Raw genomic sequence first — 19,609 nt, 5'->3', positions numbered from 1 at the left:
AAAAAAAGCCTTTCTAATTTAGAAAGGCCTTTTTATATATGTTTACTAGTTTTTATTTCTTTACAAAAATATTTGTAAAGTACCATTTGTTGTTTTCATCTAACTCTGCAGATATATCAAAATCTGTAAAATCACCTTCAATAGTCCTTTTATGACCATCACTATTCAACCATGCGTTTACTACTGAACTTGCACTTGAAAAACCATAAGCAACGTTTTCTGAAACTTTTAAAGCGTTTGCATTATTTACTAAATAGTTTTTTCTGCTATAAAAATTATCGTGGTTTACTTCATTAATATTAACCATATAATCAGTATGAGAAAATGCTTGACCCTTAATAATATTAAGATTGTCTAAAGTATTTAAACCAAGACTAATCCTGTGTTGATTAATTAATTCTAAAATTTCAATTTCAATAGGTTTAGCATCAGGAATAACTAAAACGCTAGAGTCTTCAAAAGTTTCATCCATTGTATCTGTAGAACAGGATGTTAAAGAAATTGCAATGCAAAAAACAATAAGTAGGCTAGTAATTTTTCTCATTTTTTAAGGAGTTAAGGTTATCTGGGACTCCAAAAATATAATAGCTTAGTCTATTAAACTGTTAAAGAAATGTTAAAATCGATGAAAAACATGCTTTTTAACGAAGTACTATGCGTTTTGTCGATGAAATACATAATTTACATGTATTTCAGCGATTATTTTATGGACATAAACGATTTTTTACCCAATTAAAATCCAAATCTAAGGTGTAAACTACGCGATCATGCAATCTATTAGGTCTACCTTGCCAAAACTCCATTGACACAGGCTTAACTATATAACCTCCCCAATATTCAGGTCGTTGTATGTCTTTATTTTGATATTCTTCCTCTAATCTTCTTAAATCATCCTCTAACACTTGCCTACTAGCCACTACACTACTTTGTTTAGATACTATTGCTCCTAATTGACTACCTCTTGGTCGTGACTCAAAATAACCATCGCTTAAATTTGCAGCAATTTTTTCTGTTTGTCCTTTAATTATAATTTGACGTTCTGCTCCATGCCAAAAAAATGAAAGACAAACATTAGGGTTATGTTGGATAGCTTTACCTTTTTCACTCTCATAGTTTGTATAAAATATAAAACCTTCATAAGTGAATTTTTTAAGTAACACTACTCTACTTTTAGGAAAACCGTCTGTACCAATAGTAGATATAGTCATGGCATTAGTTTCATCTTGTGGAAAAAAATTATCGACTTCATTAAACCAAGATCTAAAAAGCTCAATCGGATTTTCCGGAGTATCTTCTAATAATAGTGCTCCTTTTTCGTAAGATTTTCTATAATTACTTAAGTCTTTTTCCATAACTGAATTTTTACTGTAAATTTAAGAGATTAAATTATTTTTTTTAGCCTGTAAAGACATCAACTTATTTTTTAATATGTCAAAACATTTAAAAATTAAGTACAAGTTTAGATGGTTAAAACAAAGTAGTAAAGCCAATTTTAAAAGTCAAAAACTTTACCATCATCTCCTAACATGACATTATCAAAGATGGTTTGAGCTTCTATTTTAAATTGATTTAAGTCCTCGTACCTGGTCGAGTAATGTCCTAGTATTAATTGACCAACATTAGCTTGTTTAGCGATACTAGCTGCTTGTTTTGCTGTGCTGTGCTTAGTAGGTTTAGCTAACTTTAAATGTTGATCTAAAAAAGTGGACTCGTGGTATAACACATCCACCTTATCAATTATAGGTATAATTGCTTCGTTGTAGGCTGTATCACTACAAAATGCGTAACTTTTAGCTTTATTTGGTGGTAGTGTAACGGTATCGTTTTTAATTAAATGTCCATCTTCGTTAACAACATCAAAGCCTTGCTTTAACTTTCTGTAATAGGCAACATCAATATTATTATTTAATACTGCATTCATATCTAATTTACGATCTCCTACTTTTTCTTTAAAAAGAAATCCATTAGTATAAACACGATGATCTAACGGAATTGTATGAACTTCGACCTTATCATCTTCAAAAATTAACTCAGACGACTTGCTATTTAATTCATGAAAATAAAGATTGTAATTAGTCCATGAGTTGGCTAATTTCATTTGAAGTGTAATAACTTCCTTTAAGCCTTTTGGTGCGTGTATGTGCAAGTCTGCTTCGCGTCCTAAAAGTCTAAAGGTTGAAATTAATCCAATCAAACCAAAAAAATGATCGCCATGTAAATGCGAAATAAAAATATGCTTAATCCTATTAAATTTAATCTTATGCCTACGTAACTGCACTTGTGTACCTTCTCCGCAATCTATCATAAAAAGATGATTGTTTATTTCTAAAACTTGAGCGGTTGGATTGGTAAAAGTACGTGGTGTTGCACTATAGCAACCTAAGATATTTAATTTCATTATGTTTAATTATTGATTGGTAGTTTATTACTTTTAGTAAAGTGAAAAACACACGTATTAGAACCCTAAATCGCGTTCCATATCTTCCATTTCAATAATATCTTTAGCTTCTTGCAATGTAGGAACAATGACAATTTCTTCTGGAGTTTTGTCAGTATTGATTCCTTCGTTTACGATTACAAAAGAATGTTTTGCAGCGCGATGTTGATTGGATAATCTTAAAAACTCGATAATTTCTTCTAAAGAAATTGGTTTGATAGTATTTAAATTAATAATTAAATTATTGTTTTTAAATTTTGGATAAAGGGTTTCTATTTTTTTTACTAATTCAATAACCGAAGCATTTTCTTGGGTTATAATAGTTAAATTTTCATTTTGATCTATAATCATAACTATTGTTTTATTTTGGATGCTAAAAGGTATATTACTGCCATTCTAACAGCAACTCCGTTTTGCACTTGATCTAAAATTATGGCTTGTTTTGAGTCTGCGACGTCGCTGGTAATCTCCACTCCTCGATTTATTGGTCCAGGATGCATAATAGTTATCTCTTTATCTAAGCTATCCAATAATGCTTTTTTGACACCAAATTGTTGTGTATACTCTCTAGTAGATGGAAAATAACTAATATCCATTCTTTCGTTTTGCACACGTAACATATTGGCTACATCACACCAATTAAGAGCTTTGCGTAAATCTGTCTCTACTTTTACGCCTAATTTATCAATATGCTTTGGTAGTAATGTTTTAGGACCACACACCATTACATTGGCACCTTGCAGTTTTAAAGCGTAAATATTAGATAATGCCACACGACTGTGTAATATGTCACCAACTATAACGACGTTTTTACCTTTTACACTACCCAATCGCTCTCTAATAGAATAACTATCTAATAAGGCTTGTGTAGGATGCTCATGCGCTCCATCTCCTGCATTTATGATACTTGCATTAACGTGTTTAGATAAAAAAACGCCTGCTCCTGGATTAGGATGACGCATAACTACCATATCCACTTTCATGGATAATATGTTGTTTACAGTATCTATTAATGTTTCTCCTTTTTTGACTGATGATTGCGAGGCTGAAAAATTTATCACATCTGCAGATAAACGTTTTTCAGCTAACTCAAAAGACAATTTAGTTCTTGTAGAATTTTCAAAAAATAAATTGGCTATTGTAATATCACGAAGCGAAGGTACTTTTTTAATCGGACGATTAATCACTTCTTTAAAGTGGTCTGCTGTTTTAAAAATAAGCTCAATATCTTGTTTGTTAAGATATTTAATTCCTAATAAGTGATTGACACTTAATTCGCTCATAACTTTAATTATTTATTAGATATACTGTGTCTTCTCCTTCATTTTCAACCCAATTAACTTTGACTTTTTCATTATTAATGGCATCTACCTGTCTACCTCTGTAATCTGGTTGTATTGGTAAGTGTCTGCTAAAACGTCTATCAATAAGTGTTAGCAATTCAATCTCTTTAGGTCTACCAAACGATTGTATTGCTGTTAAAGCTGATCTAATACTACGACCTGTGTATAATACATCATCAATAAACACAATTTTTTTATCTTCTACTTGTACATTAATTTCTGTGGTACTTGCTTCCAAAGGTTTATCACTTCTTCTAAAATCATCTCTATAAAATGTAATATCCAAATGACCTAATTGCAGATTATTGATTTTATATTCTTCTTTTAATAAAGAAGCTATCCTATTTGCAAGATATTTACCTCTAGGCTGAATACCTATTAATACAGTATTAGAAAAATCGTTATGTTTTTCAATGAGTTGGCAAGCCAATCTATGTAAGATGATGTTGACTTCTGTTGCATTAAGTAGCACTTTTTGACTCATAGTGTTCCAAACGGGTTTGGTAAACAAATGTAAAGTAAATTATGATAACAAGAAAGTTGTTTTTTGTTTTAGCATAAAAAAGGAGTCTTATTTCTAAAACTCCTTTTATAAATTTAAAATATATAGCCTCTAACTTTTTATAAATTTGTGGTGATATTTTAAAGTATTATCCTCCAACAGTAAAACATATACTCCTGTATTTAATTTAGAAATATCTATTGTATCTAGTTGATCTAGACTATTAACTGTTTTTACCTGCTTACCATCTAAACTGTATATTTGATAAGATTCAAAATGTTTATCTGTTACTATCTGTAAATGGTTTGGTTTATTAATAATTTTATACTCTTTAACCTCTTCTGTAGCTATACTTAAAGTAGCATCATATTCGCTATACATCGTTACTGTGGTTGTAGATAATAAACTTGATAATAAAGGTGCTAAAAGACCTTGAGGTGTGTTGACCCTTAGGTAATACACATCGTTTGGATCAAAATTATCAATTACAAAAGTAAAACTTCCGTTAGCAAGTATTAAAACATTGTAATTGCTACAAACTACTTCTTGTAAATTAGACGTATCTCCTCCTGGAGCTAATAGTATTTGGTAATCAAATTGAGATAAAACACTTAACCCCAAACTAAACATACCTATTGTTAACTTATTAGCACCTGAATTAATGGGATGCTTATAAAAAACGTCCTCATTAAAAGGTCCAGAACAACTATAAGGTACTGATGATGCTGTTGCTGAAGTAAAGTTAATAAGATTAACACTTAGATTTGAACCGTTCACAGGAATGGCTTCAGCCACAGTATTTCCTGTTTGCGCATGTGCAGTAATAAATCCTACTACTAACACTAATAGTAATAATTTTTTCATAATAAAAAGATTTAAATTAATATTAAGCTAACAATCAGTTTAGGGAAACTAAAAACACTTAAAAAATAAATCAATGTATTGCAATACGAAAAATTTGATTCAACATTAAATTAAATATATTATGCTGTTTATCAAAATGTTATCGATGAAATGACCGTAATTTTAACAACTATAGCCATAATATGATAATTTCTGACATAATATTCTTACAGTATAAATTGCTGATTTTAAATGAAAAAGGAAATTATATTACTCAACTTATATATAATAGATGCAACTAGTTAATAAGGCTATAACTAATTAAAACCTCGTAATTAGCAGTATAAATTGCTAGGGATTGATACAATAAAAAAAGCCTCTCATTTCTGAGAGGCTTTTAAATTTATAATAAAAAGAGGAAATTATTTTTTCCCGTCCATTTTATCTTTTAATGCTTGTAAAGCTTCGTTTGCATCACCTAAAGTTGGTTTAGACTCGGCAGCTTGATCAGCAGCTTTCTTAACAGCAGCTTTTACGTTAGCCATTTCTTCAGCTTTAAAGATAGCAGTATGAGATGCTACAACACGTTTGAATTCTTTATTAAATTCAATGATTTTAAATTCAGCAGTATCACCTTTTTTCAACATCTTACCGTCTTCTTTTTCAAGGTGACGAGATGGTACAAAAGCAACTATATCTTCGTTAAATTCAATTGTAGCTCCTTTATCTACAACATCAGCAATTTCTGCAGTATGAGTTGTATCTAAAGCAAATTCAGTTTCATATTTATCCCAAGGATTCTCAGTTGTTTGTTTATGACCTAAAGATAATTTACGTCCTTCAACATCTAACTCTAATACTACTACATCTAATTTGTCTCCTACGTTACAGAACTCAGATGGGTGTTTGATTTTCTTAGTCCAAGATAAGTCAGAGATGTAAATTAATCCATCAATACCTTCTTCTAATTCAACAAAAACTCCAAAGTTAGTAAAGTTACGTACAATACCTGTGTGCTTAGAACCTACTGGGTATTTAGTTGTAATGTCAGTCCAAGGATCTGCAGATAATTGCTTGATACCTAATGACATTTTACGATCTTCTCTATCTAAAGTTAAGATAACCGCATCAATTTCGTCTCCAACTTTTACAAAGTCGTTAGCAGAACGCAAGTGAGTAGACCATGACATTTCTGACACGTGTACTAAACCTTCAACACCTTCTGCAACTTCGATAAATGCACCATAATCAGCGATTACAACAACTTTACCTTTAACTTTATCACCTACAGCAACATTTTCTCCTAAAGCATCCCATGGGTGTTTAGATAATTGCTTAAGACCTAATTGGATTCTAGACTTATCTTCATCAAAGTCTAAGATTACAACATTTAATTTTTGATCTAACTCAACAATCTCATTTGGATGGTTGATACGAGACCAAGATAAATCTGTAATGTGAACTAAACCATCAACACCACCAAGATCAATAAACACACCATAAGAAGTAATGTTTTTAACAACACCTTCTAATACTTGTCCTTTTTCTAGTTGACCAATGATTTCTTTCTTCTGCTCTTCAATATCAGCTTCAATTAAAGCTTTATGAGACACTACTACGTTTTTAAATTCGTGGTTGATTTTAACAACTTTAAATTCCATAGTTTTGTTTACGTACTGATCGTAATCTCTAATTGGCTTAACGTCAATTTGAGATCCTGGTAAGAATGCTTCGATACCAAAAACATCTACAATCATACCACCTTTAGTACGACATTTAACAAAACCGTTAACGATTTCTCCAGTTTCGTTAGCTTTGATTACTCTGTCCCAAGCCTTAATTACACGAGCTTTTCTGTGAGATAATACTAATTGTCCTGTTGCGTCTTCACGTACATCAATTAATACTTCTACTTTGTCTCCTACTTTTAAGTCTGGATTGTATCTAAATTCGTTTAAAGAAATAACTCCTTCAGACTTAGCGTTGATGTCAATAATAGCATCACGATCTGTCATGTGTACTACTGTTCCTTCAACAACCTCATCATCTAAAGTATCTACGAAATTTTCTGATACTAATTTTTCAAATTCTTTTAATTGAGAATCTTCAACCTCATCAATACCTTCTTGGTAGTTGTGCCAGTTAAATTCTGCTAAGAATTTTTCAGGGTTTGCTTGTGCTTCAGATACTACTGGAGCATTTTTTGTGTCTGCTACTTGAGCTTCTACTTCCGCTTGTTTTGCTTTTTCAGCCATTTAAAAAATTTTAATAGTGTACGTTTCGCTTTCGCTGAAATATAAATACACTATGTTTTGTATTCTGTTATGTTTAGAAGATTTAGGCGCTAACACACAGAAGTGTTATAAATAAAATTGTTTGATTCCTTTTCATCTTTCTTGAGTGCGCTAAAAAGGTGTGCAAAAATACTACTTTTTGACAATATTGCCAAATACTATTATAAAAATAATAATTAGCTGACTATCAGTACTCTATAAATTATAATTTTTTATCAAAAATTTCACTTTATCGGATATTTAATACACTTTAACTAAGAATATTTGAAATACTATTTTCCTTAAGAAATGTCTTAATATAATTACTATCTTTAAGAAAGAATAACATTTAAAAACAAATTAATTATGGCTGTAAAAGCAAAATATCAAAGTGTACTTGATTTAGGAGAAAAATTAAACATCGCTAACGGAAACGTTACTGAGGAGAATGGTGTATTAAAAGTTAAAGGAACTGCTGCTACACAATATGAAAAAAATCTAATGTGGGACGCTATTAAAGCTGCTGGTGGAGATAGTCCTACTGACATTTTAGCAAATATCGAAGTTGCTGACGAGTCTGTTTACGCAAGACACACTGTAAAAGGTGGTGATACTTTAGGAAAAATTGCTAAACATTATTATGGTAATGCAGGAAAGTATACTGCTATTTTTGAAGCTAACAAGGATATATTAAATAATCCTGATGTAATCCACCCAGATCAAGAGTTAAAAATTCCAAATTTGTAGGAGTTTAATAGCAAACTATGTAAGCGAATTGTTTCAGCGAAAGCTAACAATTCGCTTTTTTTATGATTAAAATTTAAGATTCTATTTTAGCTTATCTAGTGTTTGCGTAACTAAATTTAATATCGTGTCAAATTGCTCTGTTAACGATAGATCAGAGTTGTCAATTTCTATAGCATCATCTGCTTTAACTAAAGGTGAATCCTCTCTATTAGAGTCTATATAATCACGCTCTTGCACATTACGTAACACGTCGTTATATTGTACATCGTCTCCTCTATTAATTAACTCGTTATAACGTCTTGTTGCACGTTTGTCCGCAGATGCTGTCATAAATAATTTTAACTCTGCATACGGAAACACAACTGTACCAATATCGCGACCATCCATAACAACACCTTTATCCTTACCCATTTTTTGTTGCTGCTTCACTAACTGATATCTTACTTCTGGAATAGTAGATACTTGACTAACAAAACTGGAAACTTCTAATGTTCTAATTTCGCGCTCAATATTTACACCATTTAAATACACCTCTGCAAAACCTAATTCTGAATTAAACTTAAAACTTATAGTTACTTTATCCAAATTAGAAACTAGACTTAAGACGTCAAAATGATTTTTATCAATCCATCCATTTTGCATGGTAAATAAAGTTACTGCTCTATACATAGCTCCTGTATCTACATACACATATCCTAAATGTTTGGCCAATTGCTTAGCTACTGTACTTTTACCAGTTGATGAAAAACCGTCTATTGCTATGGTGATTTTTTGCACTTATTTTTATTTTTAGAATTCAAAAATAAACATTAATTTTTGAACATTTAAAGATGATTAAAGTAATGATTTATAGTTACAGCCTAGAAAAACTTATTATTTAGACTTACTGTAAATCTATATTTAACCCAAAGAAATTTGCGTTACTTGCTGCTGTATATTTAGCATGTGTATAACTAAAACGTAACTTATTAATTTTAAGACCAAAACCTGCAGACAATCCAGAAAAATTACGTTGGTCTACAATTCTAAGTTCTTCTGCACGTCTAAAATTATAACCTAATCTTATATTAAAGCCTTTATCAGGAAATAACTCGGCTCCTATAATAGTGTGACGCATGACATTATTAATAAACCCTACTTTTTCTTGTGTTTGATTACCTTCTAAATCTGTAGTAACTCTAGCAGGATTAGCTTCTCCAATTGGCCACTGTTGTAAGTTTTCAAAAGTTAAGTGCCAACGCAATGGGACATTTTCTAACGTCTGAGACAATCCTAATGTAATATCTAATGGCAAACTTTCGCGTTGTCCTGCGTAAGTTGTGATTTGTGTACCTAAGTTTCTGACTACTAATGCTGCTTGAAACTCTAATTTTTCGTCAACATACATTAAACCTAAATCTGTAGCTATACCAAAAGAGCTGTATTGTTCTAAACTTGATGTGATAAATTTTATATTTCCGCCAAAATAAAAATCTGAATACCCTATTTGTAAAGCGTATCCTAACGACAAAGCTGCTTCTGTACCAGTAAATGTACCTGTTGCAACTCCATTTTCATCATAACCATCAAAATCACCATAATTAATATAGGTCATTCCAGCATGTAATGTTTGTGTTCGTCTGTCCCAAGTGTAAGCATAAGCAGCAGTACCATAAGTAATACCACCCAAATAGTTACTAAAATTTAAAGAAAATTGATTATCCATTTCTGGATTTATTGCACTTGGATTGTACAAACCTTGAGTGACGTCGTAATCTATATTAGTTAAGACCTTTCCTCCTAATGCTGCTTGACGTGGTGATGAGACTAAATTTAAAAATTGATATGTTGATTGTCCACCTAATTGCGCAAAGCAAATAGTACTAGAAAATAAAATTAAAAGTGGGACAATCTTTTTCTTAAACATAGTTTGCAAAGTAAATAAATCTACATTAAAACGTAGTTATTGTAGATTTATTTTTTTACTTCAATTTTAACCTTTGTCCAATCTTTAAATTGTTGAATTGAATATCGTTTAACTTACTTAAGTTTTCAACCGTTGTATTATACCTTTTAGATAAATTATACAAGTTATCTCCTTTTACAACAACATGATATTCAGGTCTTTTATCAGCTTCTTCAGTAGTATTTAAAGTATTATTATCTAACACTTCGGTATCAATGGTTGCCTCTACTTTATCTTCCAAAACAACTTCCTCTGTTTCAAGTTTAGTGTTTTCATTTTCAGTAACGAGCTCTTCATCTTTAAAAACCGATTTAGTTTCTTCTAATTTAACGTTAGCTTCTTCTTTTAAAATAGCTTTTTGTCTAGCTAACTCTAATTGTTTTTTAGCTTCTTCTAATTGTTTTTTTGCTGCAATTACTTCTGCAGAATCTTCTTCTTGTATTATCTCATCTTCTTCCACAACTAAAGGCACTATGTTAGGCTTAGAATAGCTGGTGTTTTTTGGAGCAGGCATTGCTACTTTATTGGTTTGTGTTGGTACTGGAGGTGGTGGTAATGTTGCAGGAGATTCTCCTACTGGCAATCTAGCTATTATTCGCTCTTCGCCTACATAACTTATTACAGGACTACTGGATGGTACTAAAATACGTTTTACAATTTTAACCTTTTGTCCTAAGCTTAATGCATTATTTGCTAACTTATTATCATTTACAATTTGATCTACACTTAAATTGTGCTTTTTAGAAATTGCAGATAATGTCTCTCCTTTTACAACTGTATGATAGGATATATCGTTATAAACAACACCACTTGAAGTCGTTGTCAATTCTTCAGGATTTGTGTCTGCATGTGATCTAAACACATACTCACCTGTCTTAGTAGACATAAAGGCTTCCTTACCTTCTACTTCTATAGGTAAAAACTCTTCTTCAATGTCTTGAGAAAAACCAATAGTAACAGTTAATAAGGTTAGAATAAATAGTAATTTTTTCATTATAAATTAAATTAATTTTAACAAATATAAACTATTGATTCAAACTATCTTAAAAATAGTGTTTTTCCTACAATTATTATATTATCCTTTATATTATTAAGGCTTTGAATTTTTGAAATTGGCACTCCTGTTTTTTTAGAAATACTATACAATGTATCGCCTTTTTTTACAATCCACACATTACTAACTTTTACTTTAGCTGAATTAGCATAACCTATTTTTAACCTTTGATTTATTGATATCAGGTTAGCACTTAAGTTATTAATTGCTTTAATATGTGAAATACTTACGCCATATTTATTAGATATGGCGTATAGTGTATCTCCTTGTTCTACAATATGGGTTGTTACTAAATCCGTATCACCATTTACTACCTCTTGATTATTGTCTGAATTATCATCAACAAATTGGGTAATTCCCGTTTTGGTGTTTAAAACTGCAGGTTTACCATCCAGTATAACATTAACCAAGTTTTGATCTTGAGCTGAAGCTATTGCTGAATTTAGTATAACTACAATAAAGAACAACCTTTTAAAAAGACTTGATGTCTTATAATTTTTTAGCATTACTTACCTTTTGATTTGTCACTGCAATTTTAATAACATCCAACATATCTGACACATAGTGAAACGTTAGACCTTTTAAATATTCTGGTTTAATTTCTTCTATATCTCTTCTATTGTCTTCACATAATAAAATCTCTTTTATTCTTGCACGCTTAGCAGCTAGTATTTTTTCTTTAATACCTCCAACTGGTAATACTTTACCACGCAATGTAATCTCACCTGTCATTGCTAAGCTTTTCTTTACTTTACGTTGTGTAAATAAAGAGACTAATGACGTTAGCATGGTAACTCCTGCGCTTGGTCCATCTTTAGGTGTTGCTCCTTCTGGTACGTGAATGTGCACATTATATTTTTCAAATACCTCAGGGTTAATATTTAACTCTTCAGCGTGAGCCTTGATAAACTCCATAGCAATGGTAGACGATTCCTTCATTACCTTACCTAAGTTTCCGGTAATATTTAATGCACCTTTTCCTTTAGATAAAATAGATTCAATAAATAAAATATCTCCACCTACTCTTGTCCAAGCTAAACCTGTGACAACACCAGCAACATTATTGTTTTCGTATTTATCACGTTCTAATTTTGGACCACCTAATATTTCTACTATATCATCGTTAGAAATCTTGATATTATATTCTTCTTCCATTGCAATATTTTTAGCTGCATAACGCACCATTTTTGCAATTTGCTTTTCTAAACCACGTACACCAGATTCTCTAGTATAACCTTCTACTATTTTTTCTAGTTGCGGTTTACCTATTTTAATGTGATTATCTTCTAAACCGTGTTCCTTTAATTGTTTTGGTAATAGGTGTCTTTTAGCAATTTCTACCTTTTCCTCAATTGTATAACCTGTAACATTGATAATTTCCATACGGTCTCTTAAAGCAGGCTGAATAGTATTTAAACTATTAGTAGTTGCTATAAACATAACTTTAGATAAGTCGTAACCCATCTCTAAGAAGTTATCATGGAACTCGGCATTTTGTTCTGGATCTAAAACTTCTAATAATGCAGAAGACGGATCTCCTTGATGAGAGTTGGATAATTTATCAATTTCGTCTAGTACAAAAACTGGATTAGAGGTACCTGCTTTTTTAAGACTTTGCAAAATTCGTCCTGGCATAGCTCCAATATAAGTCTTACGATGTCCACGTATTTCTGCTTCGTCACGCAAACCACCTAAACTCATACGCACATATTCGCGACCGAGTGCTTCTGCTACAGATTTACCCAATGATGTTTTACCAACTCCTGGAGGTCCATATAAACATAAGATTGGCGACTTCATGTCATTACGTAATTTTAACACTGCTAAGTGCTCGATGATACGTTGTTTGACATCATCTAAACCATAATGATCACGATTTAATATTTTTTCGGCACGCTTTAAATCAAATTTATCTTTACTAAACTTACTCCATGGTAAATCTAAAAATAGGTCCAAATAATTGCGTTGTATAGAATACTCTGCAACCTGAGGATTCATACGTTGCATTTTTGCTAACTCTTTATCAAAATGTTTTCCGACTTTTTCATCCCATTTTTTAGATTTAGCACGCTTTTTCATGTCTTCAATCTCCTCAGCATTACCACCACCAAGCTCTTCTTGAATCGTTTTTAGTTGCTGATTTAAAAAGTATTCACGTTGTTGTTGATTTAAATCACTTTGTACTTTAGATTGGATGTCATTTTTAAGTTCTAGCTTTTGAAACTCGACGTTCATATAACGTAATGTTTCTAGAGCACGATCCTTCAGGTGATTCATTTCTAGAAGCGCCTGTTTTTCATCTACATCCAAATTCATGTTAGACGATACAAAATTGATTAAAAACGAATCACTTTCTATATTTTTAATAGCAAACGTCGCCTCTGTTGGTATATTTGGACTATCCTTGATGATTTGTACAGCTAACTCTTTAATAGATTCAATTATTGCTGCAAACTCTTTGTTTTTTGCTGCAGGTTTTGCTTGTGGTACCTCCTTAACAGTTGCTTTAATGTAAGGCTCTTCTGTTATAACAGTATCAATCTCAAATCGTTTTTTACCTTGTATAATAACTGTTGTGTTACCATCAGGCATTTTTAAAACTTTTAAAATTCTAGCTACAGTACCAATTTGATGTAAATCCTCTGCCTTAGGGTCTTCTACATCTTCATCTATTTGAGAAACAACACCAATGACCTTACCGCCTTTATTAGCGTCGTTAATTAATTTAATAGATTTATCGCGTCCTGCAGTAATAGGTATTACAACACCTGGAAACAATACTGTGTTACGTAATGACAAAATTGGAAGTGTTTCTGGCAATTCCTCTTTTGCTATTTTTTCTTCATCTTCTGGCGTCATTAAAGGGATTAATTCTGAATTTTCATCAAAATCTTGTAATGACAAACTGTCAAGCGATATAAAGTTAGATTTTTTCATAGATATATGTAAGCCAAAATGTCACTGTAATCGTTTCATTTAAGCTATTGTGTTTTAAAATTACAAATTAAATTTTTACTATTACACTGATAAACTTATAGTTAACAATAAGTAACAGCATATTTTCAATTATAAAATTTCAATTAATGTGCCATACTTTAAGATGCTACTCTAAATCGCAAAAAGTTTAATACTATCTTGTTATAATCAATAATAAAAAATAAAAATATTTTTTTTTAAAAAATTGTAACAAAGTGTTTTAACTTTCCTCTTTATATAAAACAAACCATTTTTTGACACTAACCAAACACAATATTGAAGCGCTTATAATGCTTTGCCTATCTGGTAACCAATTAGCACAATTGGAGATTTACAACAGGTATTACAAGGCAATGTATAATACGTCATTTAGAATTGTGAATAATAGTTTTGAAGCTGAAGACATTATGCAAGAATCATTTTTGACTGCATTTACTAAGCTGAATACACTTAAAGAAATAAGCACATTTAGTGCTTGGTTAAAACGTATTGTTGTTAATAATAGCATACATGCTTTTAATAAAAATAAAAAAAATGAAGACGTAGCTCTGGACGATGTATTATATAAAATTGAAGACCATCAAGGCGTTGATACAACAATCGAGTTTACTTCTGTTAAAGCAAAACAAATTTTAGACACTTTAAATACTCTAAAATCTAATTACAGAATTGCATTAACCTTAAATCTTATTGAGGGTTATGATTACGAAGAAATTAGTGAAGTCATGCAAATTAGTTATGCTAATTGCAGAACAACAGTCTCTAGAGCAAAAGAGAGTTTAAGAAAAAAATTAGAACAATTAAATTAATTGTGATGAAAGATAATATAGAACAATTATTTGAAAATTTAGATAGTCAATTTGATATTGAAGTCCCTAATTTAGGACATCAACAGCGTTTTATTGTCAAACTAAATAAAACAGAAACTAAAGTAGCTAGTCATAAAACTAATTATTGGAAGCCTTTATTGGCAGTAGCAGCATCTGTTGTGTTAATTTTAAGTATTGTACTTAATATTAAACCAGATACTACCCAAAAGGATTTAGCCAGTATCTCTCCAGAATTAGCAGAAACGCAAAACTTTTTTTCTAATACTATTGCTTTTGAGTTAAACAAACTTAAAATAGAAAAAAGCCCTGAGACACAAAAACTAGTAAATGATGCTTTATTAAGGTTAGATAGGCTTGAATTAGAATACAAAAACTTAAAATTAAACCTAACAGAAAGTGGCGAGGACCAACGTGTCATTTATGCGATGATTACCAACTTTCAAAACAGAATAGACGTGTTACAAAGCACACTTTTACAAATTGAAGCGCTTAAAACATTAAAACAAAACAATTATGAAACTACTATATAAATTATCCCTTTGCCTTTTAATACCTATAGTTTCCCTATCTAATAATGGTGATTTAGATGGTAAGCATACTAAGCAAAAAACTCTGAAAAAAGAATATACTGTTACCAAAAACGCAACCTTGAAAATAGATAATAAATATGGTAACTTGGATATTGTAACTTGGACAGGTAATACTATTGCTATAGAAGTCAAAATAACTACCAACGGTAATGACTTGGATGAAGTACAATCTAGATTAGATGAAATTGATGTCGAATTTTCTGGTACATCCAATTACGTTTCTGCTGAGACTTTAATTGGCAAAAAGAAGAAAAGCTCTTGGTGGAATTGGTCTAATAACAACGATGTTAATATGAAAATAAATTACGTTGTTAAAATGCCCATTACAAACCATGTAGACTTAAGTAACGATTATGGTAATATAACTTTAGGAACACTTGAAGGTCGTGCAGAAATAAGTTGTGATTATGGTAAAATTACAACCAAAGAGTTGTTAGCAGATAATAATGTTATCAATTTTGATTACACCAACAATAGTTACTTTGAATATATCAAAAGTGGAAAAATTAATGCTGACTATAGTGGATTTACAGTTGCAAAAACTAAAGACTTAACCATTGTTGCGGACTATACAAAGTCGTTAATAGAAATAGCCGAAAACGTAAATTATAACTGTGATTACGGAAGCTTACGTGTTAATAAACTAAATAGCATTTCTGGTAATGGAGACTACCTTACAGTAGTATTAGGTGACGTGTATAAAAACGTGACTTTAAATGCAGATTACGGTTCTATTAAAATTGGAAAAATGACAAAAAATGCTGGAGATATAAATATTGAATCTGATTATGTTGGTATAAAAATAGGTATTGATCCAGAATACGCTTTTGATTTTGATATAAAATTAGAATACGGAAGTTTGACTGGCGAAGATGACTTTGAGATTAACACCAAAAGTATCAAGCATTCTGATAAATACTATTCTGGATATCACAATAAGAGTAATTCAGGGAACCTAATAAAAATAAACTCAGAGTACGGAAGCGTAACCTTTGATAAAAAATAATAATTTAACAAAATCAATCATCATGAAAACATTTAAACAAACATTAGCATTAACCTTAACACTTTTAGTATTTACATCTTGTAATGCGCAATGGGGAAAAGGAAAAACAATTAAAGGAAACGGAAACCTTACTACAATAACTAGAACTACATCAGATTATGATGCAATTAGACTTGCAGGTTGGATGGAATTTGAATTAGTTGAAGGTGAAGAAGGTACAATTACTATTGAAGGTGAAGAAAACCTTTTAGATTATATTTTAACCGAAGTTGAAGGCAACGGGTTAATAGTTAAAACAGAAAATAATATTAATTTAAAACCTAGCGGAAATAAAACTATCAAGATCACCATTCCGTTTAAAGATATTGACAAAGTATCACTTTCAGGCTCAGGTGATGTTACGTCTAATGCAACCATAGTTTCTAAAAATTTTGAAGCTAAAGTATCAGGTTCTGGAGATATTACTTTAGATATACAATCAACTAACGTTGATGCAAATGTAACAGGTTCTGGAGATTTGACATTAACTGGTCAAACAACTAATTTAAATGCAAGTGTGACAGGCTCTGGAGATTTTCATGGTGGACGCTTAATGGCTGACTTTACAGAAGCTAAAGTAACTGGATCTGGTGATGTTGTTGTTTATGCTAAAGAAGCTATCAAAGCAAGAGTAACAGGCTCTGGAGATATTGAATATAAAGGTAGTCCAAGTAAAGTAGACAAAAAAGTTACTGGATCTGGAGATATTAGTAATTAATACAAAACTTAGCTATTAAAAAAGCCACAATTCTAGTTTTAGAATTGTGGCTTTTTTTATTTAAATAAAAATCTTAGTTTAAAATAACATCGTTTAATTCTCCTAAAACATTTGAGGTAATATTATCGTCTGCATCATAAACACTTCCTTCATATTTGATTAACCCAACATCTTTAGCAAAGTAGTAAAAATACTCAGCAGAGCTATCAGGAGTTCCTGCTAATTGGTAGGTAGTTGTCGCTTTAACTTTAATTACTGGACTATAACTTGTACCATTAACCTCAACAGTACTATCTTTTTCCATGATTTGGCTAGTATAAATTACGTTTAAATTAGTAGTAGGCACTTCAGGTAAATCTTCAATCAAAACTTCAGTAGATGTTGTAATTGTATATGTATTAGTCCAACTTTCGCCTACATTTAAATAGTCTTTTAACATTATAAATCCATAAGCTGACTGAGAAATCTCAATAAAACCACCAACATTAATATTAGTACTTGCTACACTAAAGTGATAATCTCCACCATTTTTACTAGAATATGAGTTTAACTCTACATCTCCAGTTGTTGATCCATCTGTACTTGTAGAATTTTGAAAAAATGAGCTATATAAATATGAAGGAAAACCTAAATAGTCCTCTTGATTAGAAATTTCCATTACAGAATCTTCTTCAGCAACACCATCCACACTGTAGTCGTAAGTCCATTTGTTACCTTCTGCCATAGGCCAATAGTCGCCTGTAGTCTCTCCTCCAGGTTCTCCTATAATAACTTCACCTCCTCCAACACTTCCGCCTCCTGTGCTACCACCTGCAGCATCTAATTCAAAACCCTCTAATGGTTCGTTTTCACAACTTAAAAAGACAAAAGCTAAAGATAATAATGGTAGTAATATTTTTTTCATTTTTAATATTTTAGATTATAAACATAATAAAATTAATTTAACTCACCTTGTTTTGGCACTCTAAACAGCAAAAAGATACCTACTAAAAAGAATACAAACAAAAACAATATAGCATTTCGCATACTACCTGTTAATTGATCTATAGTTGCAAAAATTACCATTCCTATAACAATACCAATTTTTTCTGCAACATCAAAAAAACTAAAATACGATGTAGTATCCTCTGTTTCTGGTAAAAATTTAGAGTATGTAGATCGTGCTAAACTTTGTACGCCTCCCATTACCAATCCTACACAACCAGCTGCTATGTAAAATTGAAAAGGTGTAACCATAAAATAAGCGTAAAAACATAACGCCATCCATATAAAATTAACGATTATAAGCGTTTTAATATTACCGAATTTTTCGGATGCTTTTGACGTTAAAAAAGCACCTAATATAGCTACCAATTGTATTACTAAAATACTAACTATTAATCCTTGTGTTTTAGCATCAGAGTTTCCCCAAGCAATTTCTTCTTCTCCAAAATACACAGCGACTAACATAATGGTTTGTACTGCCATACTAAACACAAAAAAGGCTGCTAAGTAGCGTTTTAATCTTAAGTTTTGTTTTAGTTGAATCCATACTAATTTTAATTCTTTTAAACCATTAAGTACTATCGCTCTTGTTACCTTTTCACCTGTTTTAACTCCTTTTGGTAATATATAAAATGAATATTGGCTAAACCCAATCCACCATACACCAACCATAACAAAAGAATAGCGCATCATTTGCAATTTAGCCTCACCTGTCTCTTGTGTCATTACCATAGCTAGATTTACTAGTAATAACAAAACGCTTCCAACGTAACCTAAGCTAAAACCTTTAGCACTTATACTGTCTTGTTGTTCAGGAAATGCAATATCTGGTAAGTAAGAATTGTAAAACACCAAACTTCCCCAATAACCAATTAAACCCATAAAATAAAACAACAAACTAATATGAATGGACTCTATACTAAACCAGTATAAACCAATACAACCTAAACCTCCTAAATAACAAAAAAACTTCATGAAATTTTTCTTGTTACCTACGTAGTCTGCAATACCAGATAATATAGGAGATGTAAAAGCTACTACTAAAAATGTAAAAGCTGTTACATATGTTATTAATGCTGTGCTTTTAAAAACCATTCCAAAAGCAGGAACCGTTTTTTCTACTTGAGAGACAAAAAGCGCTGAGTAAAATATTGGAAATATTGACGATGCTATAGTTAAGGTATAAACTGAATTTGCCCAATCATAAAATGCCCAAGCATTAAGCAGTTTTTTACTTCCTTTTTTAAGATGTGCCATTAAATAGTAATTAGTTAGTGCTTAAAAATACAAAAGCTGCTCTTATAAAGAGCAGCTTCGAAAGT

The 19,609-nt window shown here is 31.1% G+C and carries 20 protein-coding genes; 5 read left to right on the top strand and 15 right to left on the bottom strand.

Annotated features, from left to right (window positions below):
* Positions 1-52: 52 nt before the first annotated feature.
* The 8 genes from JM82_RS04525 to rpsA all read right to left on the bottom strand — a co-directional run bounded on the left by JM82_RS04525 (position 53) and on the right by rpsA (position 7,380).
* Positions 53-544 (bottom strand): CAP domain-containing protein, encoded by a 492-nt coding sequence (locus tag JM82_RS04525; protein WP_145001553.1) that lies wholly within the window; start codon positions 542-544, stop codon positions 53-55.
* 160 nt (positions 545-704) lie between these two features.
* Positions 705-1,352 carry a pyridoxamine 5'-phosphate oxidase gene (pdxH, locus tag JM82_RS04520; protein WP_145001552.1) on the bottom strand — a complete coding sequence of 216 codons (648 nt, stop codon included), beginning with the start codon at positions 1,350-1,352 and terminating at the stop codon, positions 705-707.
* Positions 1,353-1,492: 140 nt separating this feature from the next.
* Complete coding sequence (locus tag JM82_RS04515) at positions 1,493-2,398, bottom strand: ribonuclease Z (protein WP_145001551.1); 906 nt, start codon at positions 2,396-2,398, stop codon at positions 1,493-1,495.
* A gap of 57 nt (positions 2,399-2,455) precedes the next feature.
* Positions 2,456-2,788: a ribonuclease Z gene (locus tag JM82_RS04510; protein WP_145001550.1), complete on the bottom strand. Its 333-nt coding sequence runs from the start codon at positions 2,786-2,788 to the stop codon at positions 2,456-2,458.
* A 2-nt stretch (positions 2,789-2,790) separates the two neighbouring features.
* Positions 2,791-3,720, bottom strand: coding sequence for an aspartate carbamoyltransferase catalytic subunit (locus JM82_RS04505; protein WP_145001549.1), 930 nt, complete (start codon positions 3,718-3,720; stop codon positions 2,791-2,793).
* 4 nt (positions 3,721-3,724) lie between these two features.
* Positions 3,725-4,264 carry a bifunctional pyr operon transcriptional regulator/uracil phosphoribosyltransferase PyrR gene (gene pyrR, locus JM82_RS04500; RefSeq protein WP_145001548.1) on the bottom strand — a complete coding sequence of 180 codons (540 nt, stop codon included), beginning with the start codon at positions 4,262-4,264 and terminating at the stop codon, positions 3,725-3,727.
* Between the two features lie 129 nt (positions 4,265-4,393).
* Positions 4,394-5,146: a T9SS type A sorting domain-containing protein gene (locus JM82_RS04495; protein WP_145001547.1), complete on the bottom strand. Its 753-nt coding sequence runs from the start codon at positions 5,144-5,146 to the stop codon at positions 4,394-4,396.
* Positions 5,147-5,547: 401 nt separating this feature from the next.
* The gene (gene rpsA / locus JM82_RS04490) at positions 5,548-7,380 is read right to left on the bottom strand and encodes a 30S ribosomal protein S1 (RefSeq protein WP_145001546.1); all 1,833 of its coding nucleotides are present in this window, start codon (positions 7,378-7,380) and stop codon (positions 5,548-5,550) included.
* Positions 7,381-7,764: 384 nt separating this feature from the next.
* On the opposite strand from rpsA, the gene JM82_RS04485 reads away from it, so the two are divergent.
* Positions 7,765-8,145, top strand: a complete 381-nt coding sequence (locus JM82_RS04485; RefSeq protein ID WP_145001545.1) for a LysM peptidoglycan-binding domain-containing protein — start codon at positions 7,765-7,767, stop codon at positions 8,143-8,145.
* Positions 8,146-8,226: 81 nt separating this feature from the next.
* Here JM82_RS04485 and cmk read toward each other — a convergent pair whose 3' ends face one another.
* From cmk to lon, 5 genes are all read right to left on the bottom strand, one after another.
* Complete coding sequence (cmk, locus tag JM82_RS04480) at positions 8,227-8,922, bottom strand: (d)CMP kinase (RefSeq protein WP_145001544.1); 696 nt, start codon at positions 8,920-8,922, stop codon at positions 8,227-8,229.
* 106 nt (positions 8,923-9,028) lie between these two features.
* The gene (gene porQ, locus JM82_RS04475) at positions 9,029-10,051 is read right to left on the bottom strand and encodes a type IX secretion system protein PorQ (RefSeq protein WP_145001543.1); all 1,023 of its coding nucleotides are present in this window, start codon (positions 10,049-10,051) and stop codon (positions 9,029-9,031) included.
* Positions 10,052-10,106: 55 nt separating this feature from the next.
* The gene (locus JM82_RS04470) at positions 10,107-11,084 is read right to left on the bottom strand and encodes a LysM peptidoglycan-binding domain-containing protein (protein WP_145001542.1); all 978 of its coding nucleotides are present in this window, start codon (positions 11,082-11,084) and stop codon (positions 10,107-10,109) included.
* A gap of 44 nt (positions 11,085-11,128) precedes the next feature.
* Positions 11,129-11,650, bottom strand: a complete 522-nt coding sequence (locus tag JM82_RS16515) for a LysM peptidoglycan-binding domain-containing protein (protein WP_145001541.1) — start codon at positions 11,648-11,650, stop codon at positions 11,129-11,131.
* Positions 11,634-14,081, bottom strand: coding sequence for an endopeptidase La (gene lon, locus JM82_RS04460; protein WP_145001540.1), 2,448 nt, complete (start codon positions 14,079-14,081; stop codon positions 11,634-11,636). Before lon ends, JM82_RS16515 begins: the two co-directional genes overlap by 17 nt.
* A gap of 293 nt (positions 14,082-14,374) precedes the next feature.
* On the opposite strand from lon, the gene JM82_RS04455 reads away from it, so the two are divergent.
* Genes JM82_RS04455 through JM82_RS04440 form a run of 4 tightly spaced genes read left to right on the top strand, consistent with a single transcriptional unit; the run spans position 14,375 to position 17,303 of the window.
* Complete coding sequence (locus tag JM82_RS04455) at positions 14,375-14,929, top strand: RNA polymerase sigma factor (protein ID WP_145001539.1); 555 nt, start codon at positions 14,375-14,377, stop codon at positions 14,927-14,929.
* A 5-nt stretch (positions 14,930-14,934) separates the two neighbouring features.
* On the top strand, positions 14,935-15,480 hold the full coding sequence (locus JM82_RS04450) for a hypothetical protein (RefSeq protein ID WP_261375306.1): 546 nt from the start codon (positions 14,935-14,937) through the stop codon (positions 15,478-15,480).
* Complete coding sequence (locus JM82_RS04445) at positions 15,464-16,546, top strand: hypothetical protein (protein ID WP_145001537.1); 1,083 nt, start codon at positions 15,464-15,466, stop codon at positions 16,544-16,546. Before JM82_RS04450 ends, JM82_RS04445 begins: the two co-directional genes overlap by 17 nt.
* 22 nt (positions 16,547-16,568) lie before the next feature.
* A complete protein-coding gene (locus JM82_RS04440) occupies positions 16,569-17,303 on the top strand; it encodes a head GIN domain-containing protein (RefSeq protein WP_145001536.1) in 735 nt (244 codons plus the stop codon).
* A gap of 73 nt (positions 17,304-17,376) precedes the next feature.
* On the opposite strand, the gene JM82_RS04435 is transcribed toward JM82_RS04440, so the two are convergent.
* Both JM82_RS04435 and JM82_RS04430 read right to left on the bottom strand, forming a co-directional pair.
* Entirely contained in the window at positions 17,377-18,207 is an 831-nt protein-coding gene (locus tag JM82_RS04435; protein ID WP_145001535.1) for a hypothetical protein, read from the bottom strand.
* Positions 18,208-18,239: 32 nt separating this feature from the next.
* Positions 18,240-19,544 carry an MFS transporter gene (locus JM82_RS04430; RefSeq protein ID WP_145001534.1) on the bottom strand — a complete coding sequence of 435 codons (1,305 nt, stop codon included), beginning with the start codon at positions 19,542-19,544 and terminating at the stop codon, positions 18,240-18,242.
* Between the last annotated feature and the right edge of the window lie 65 nt (positions 19,545-19,609).

Source organism: Olleya sp. Hel_I_94 (genome assembly GCF_007827365.1).
In the GTDB taxonomy this organism is placed as follows: Bacteria; Bacteroidota; Bacteroidia; order Flavobacteriales; family Flavobacteriaceae; genus Olleya.
This window is presented reverse-complemented; position numbering and strand designations above follow the sequence as displayed.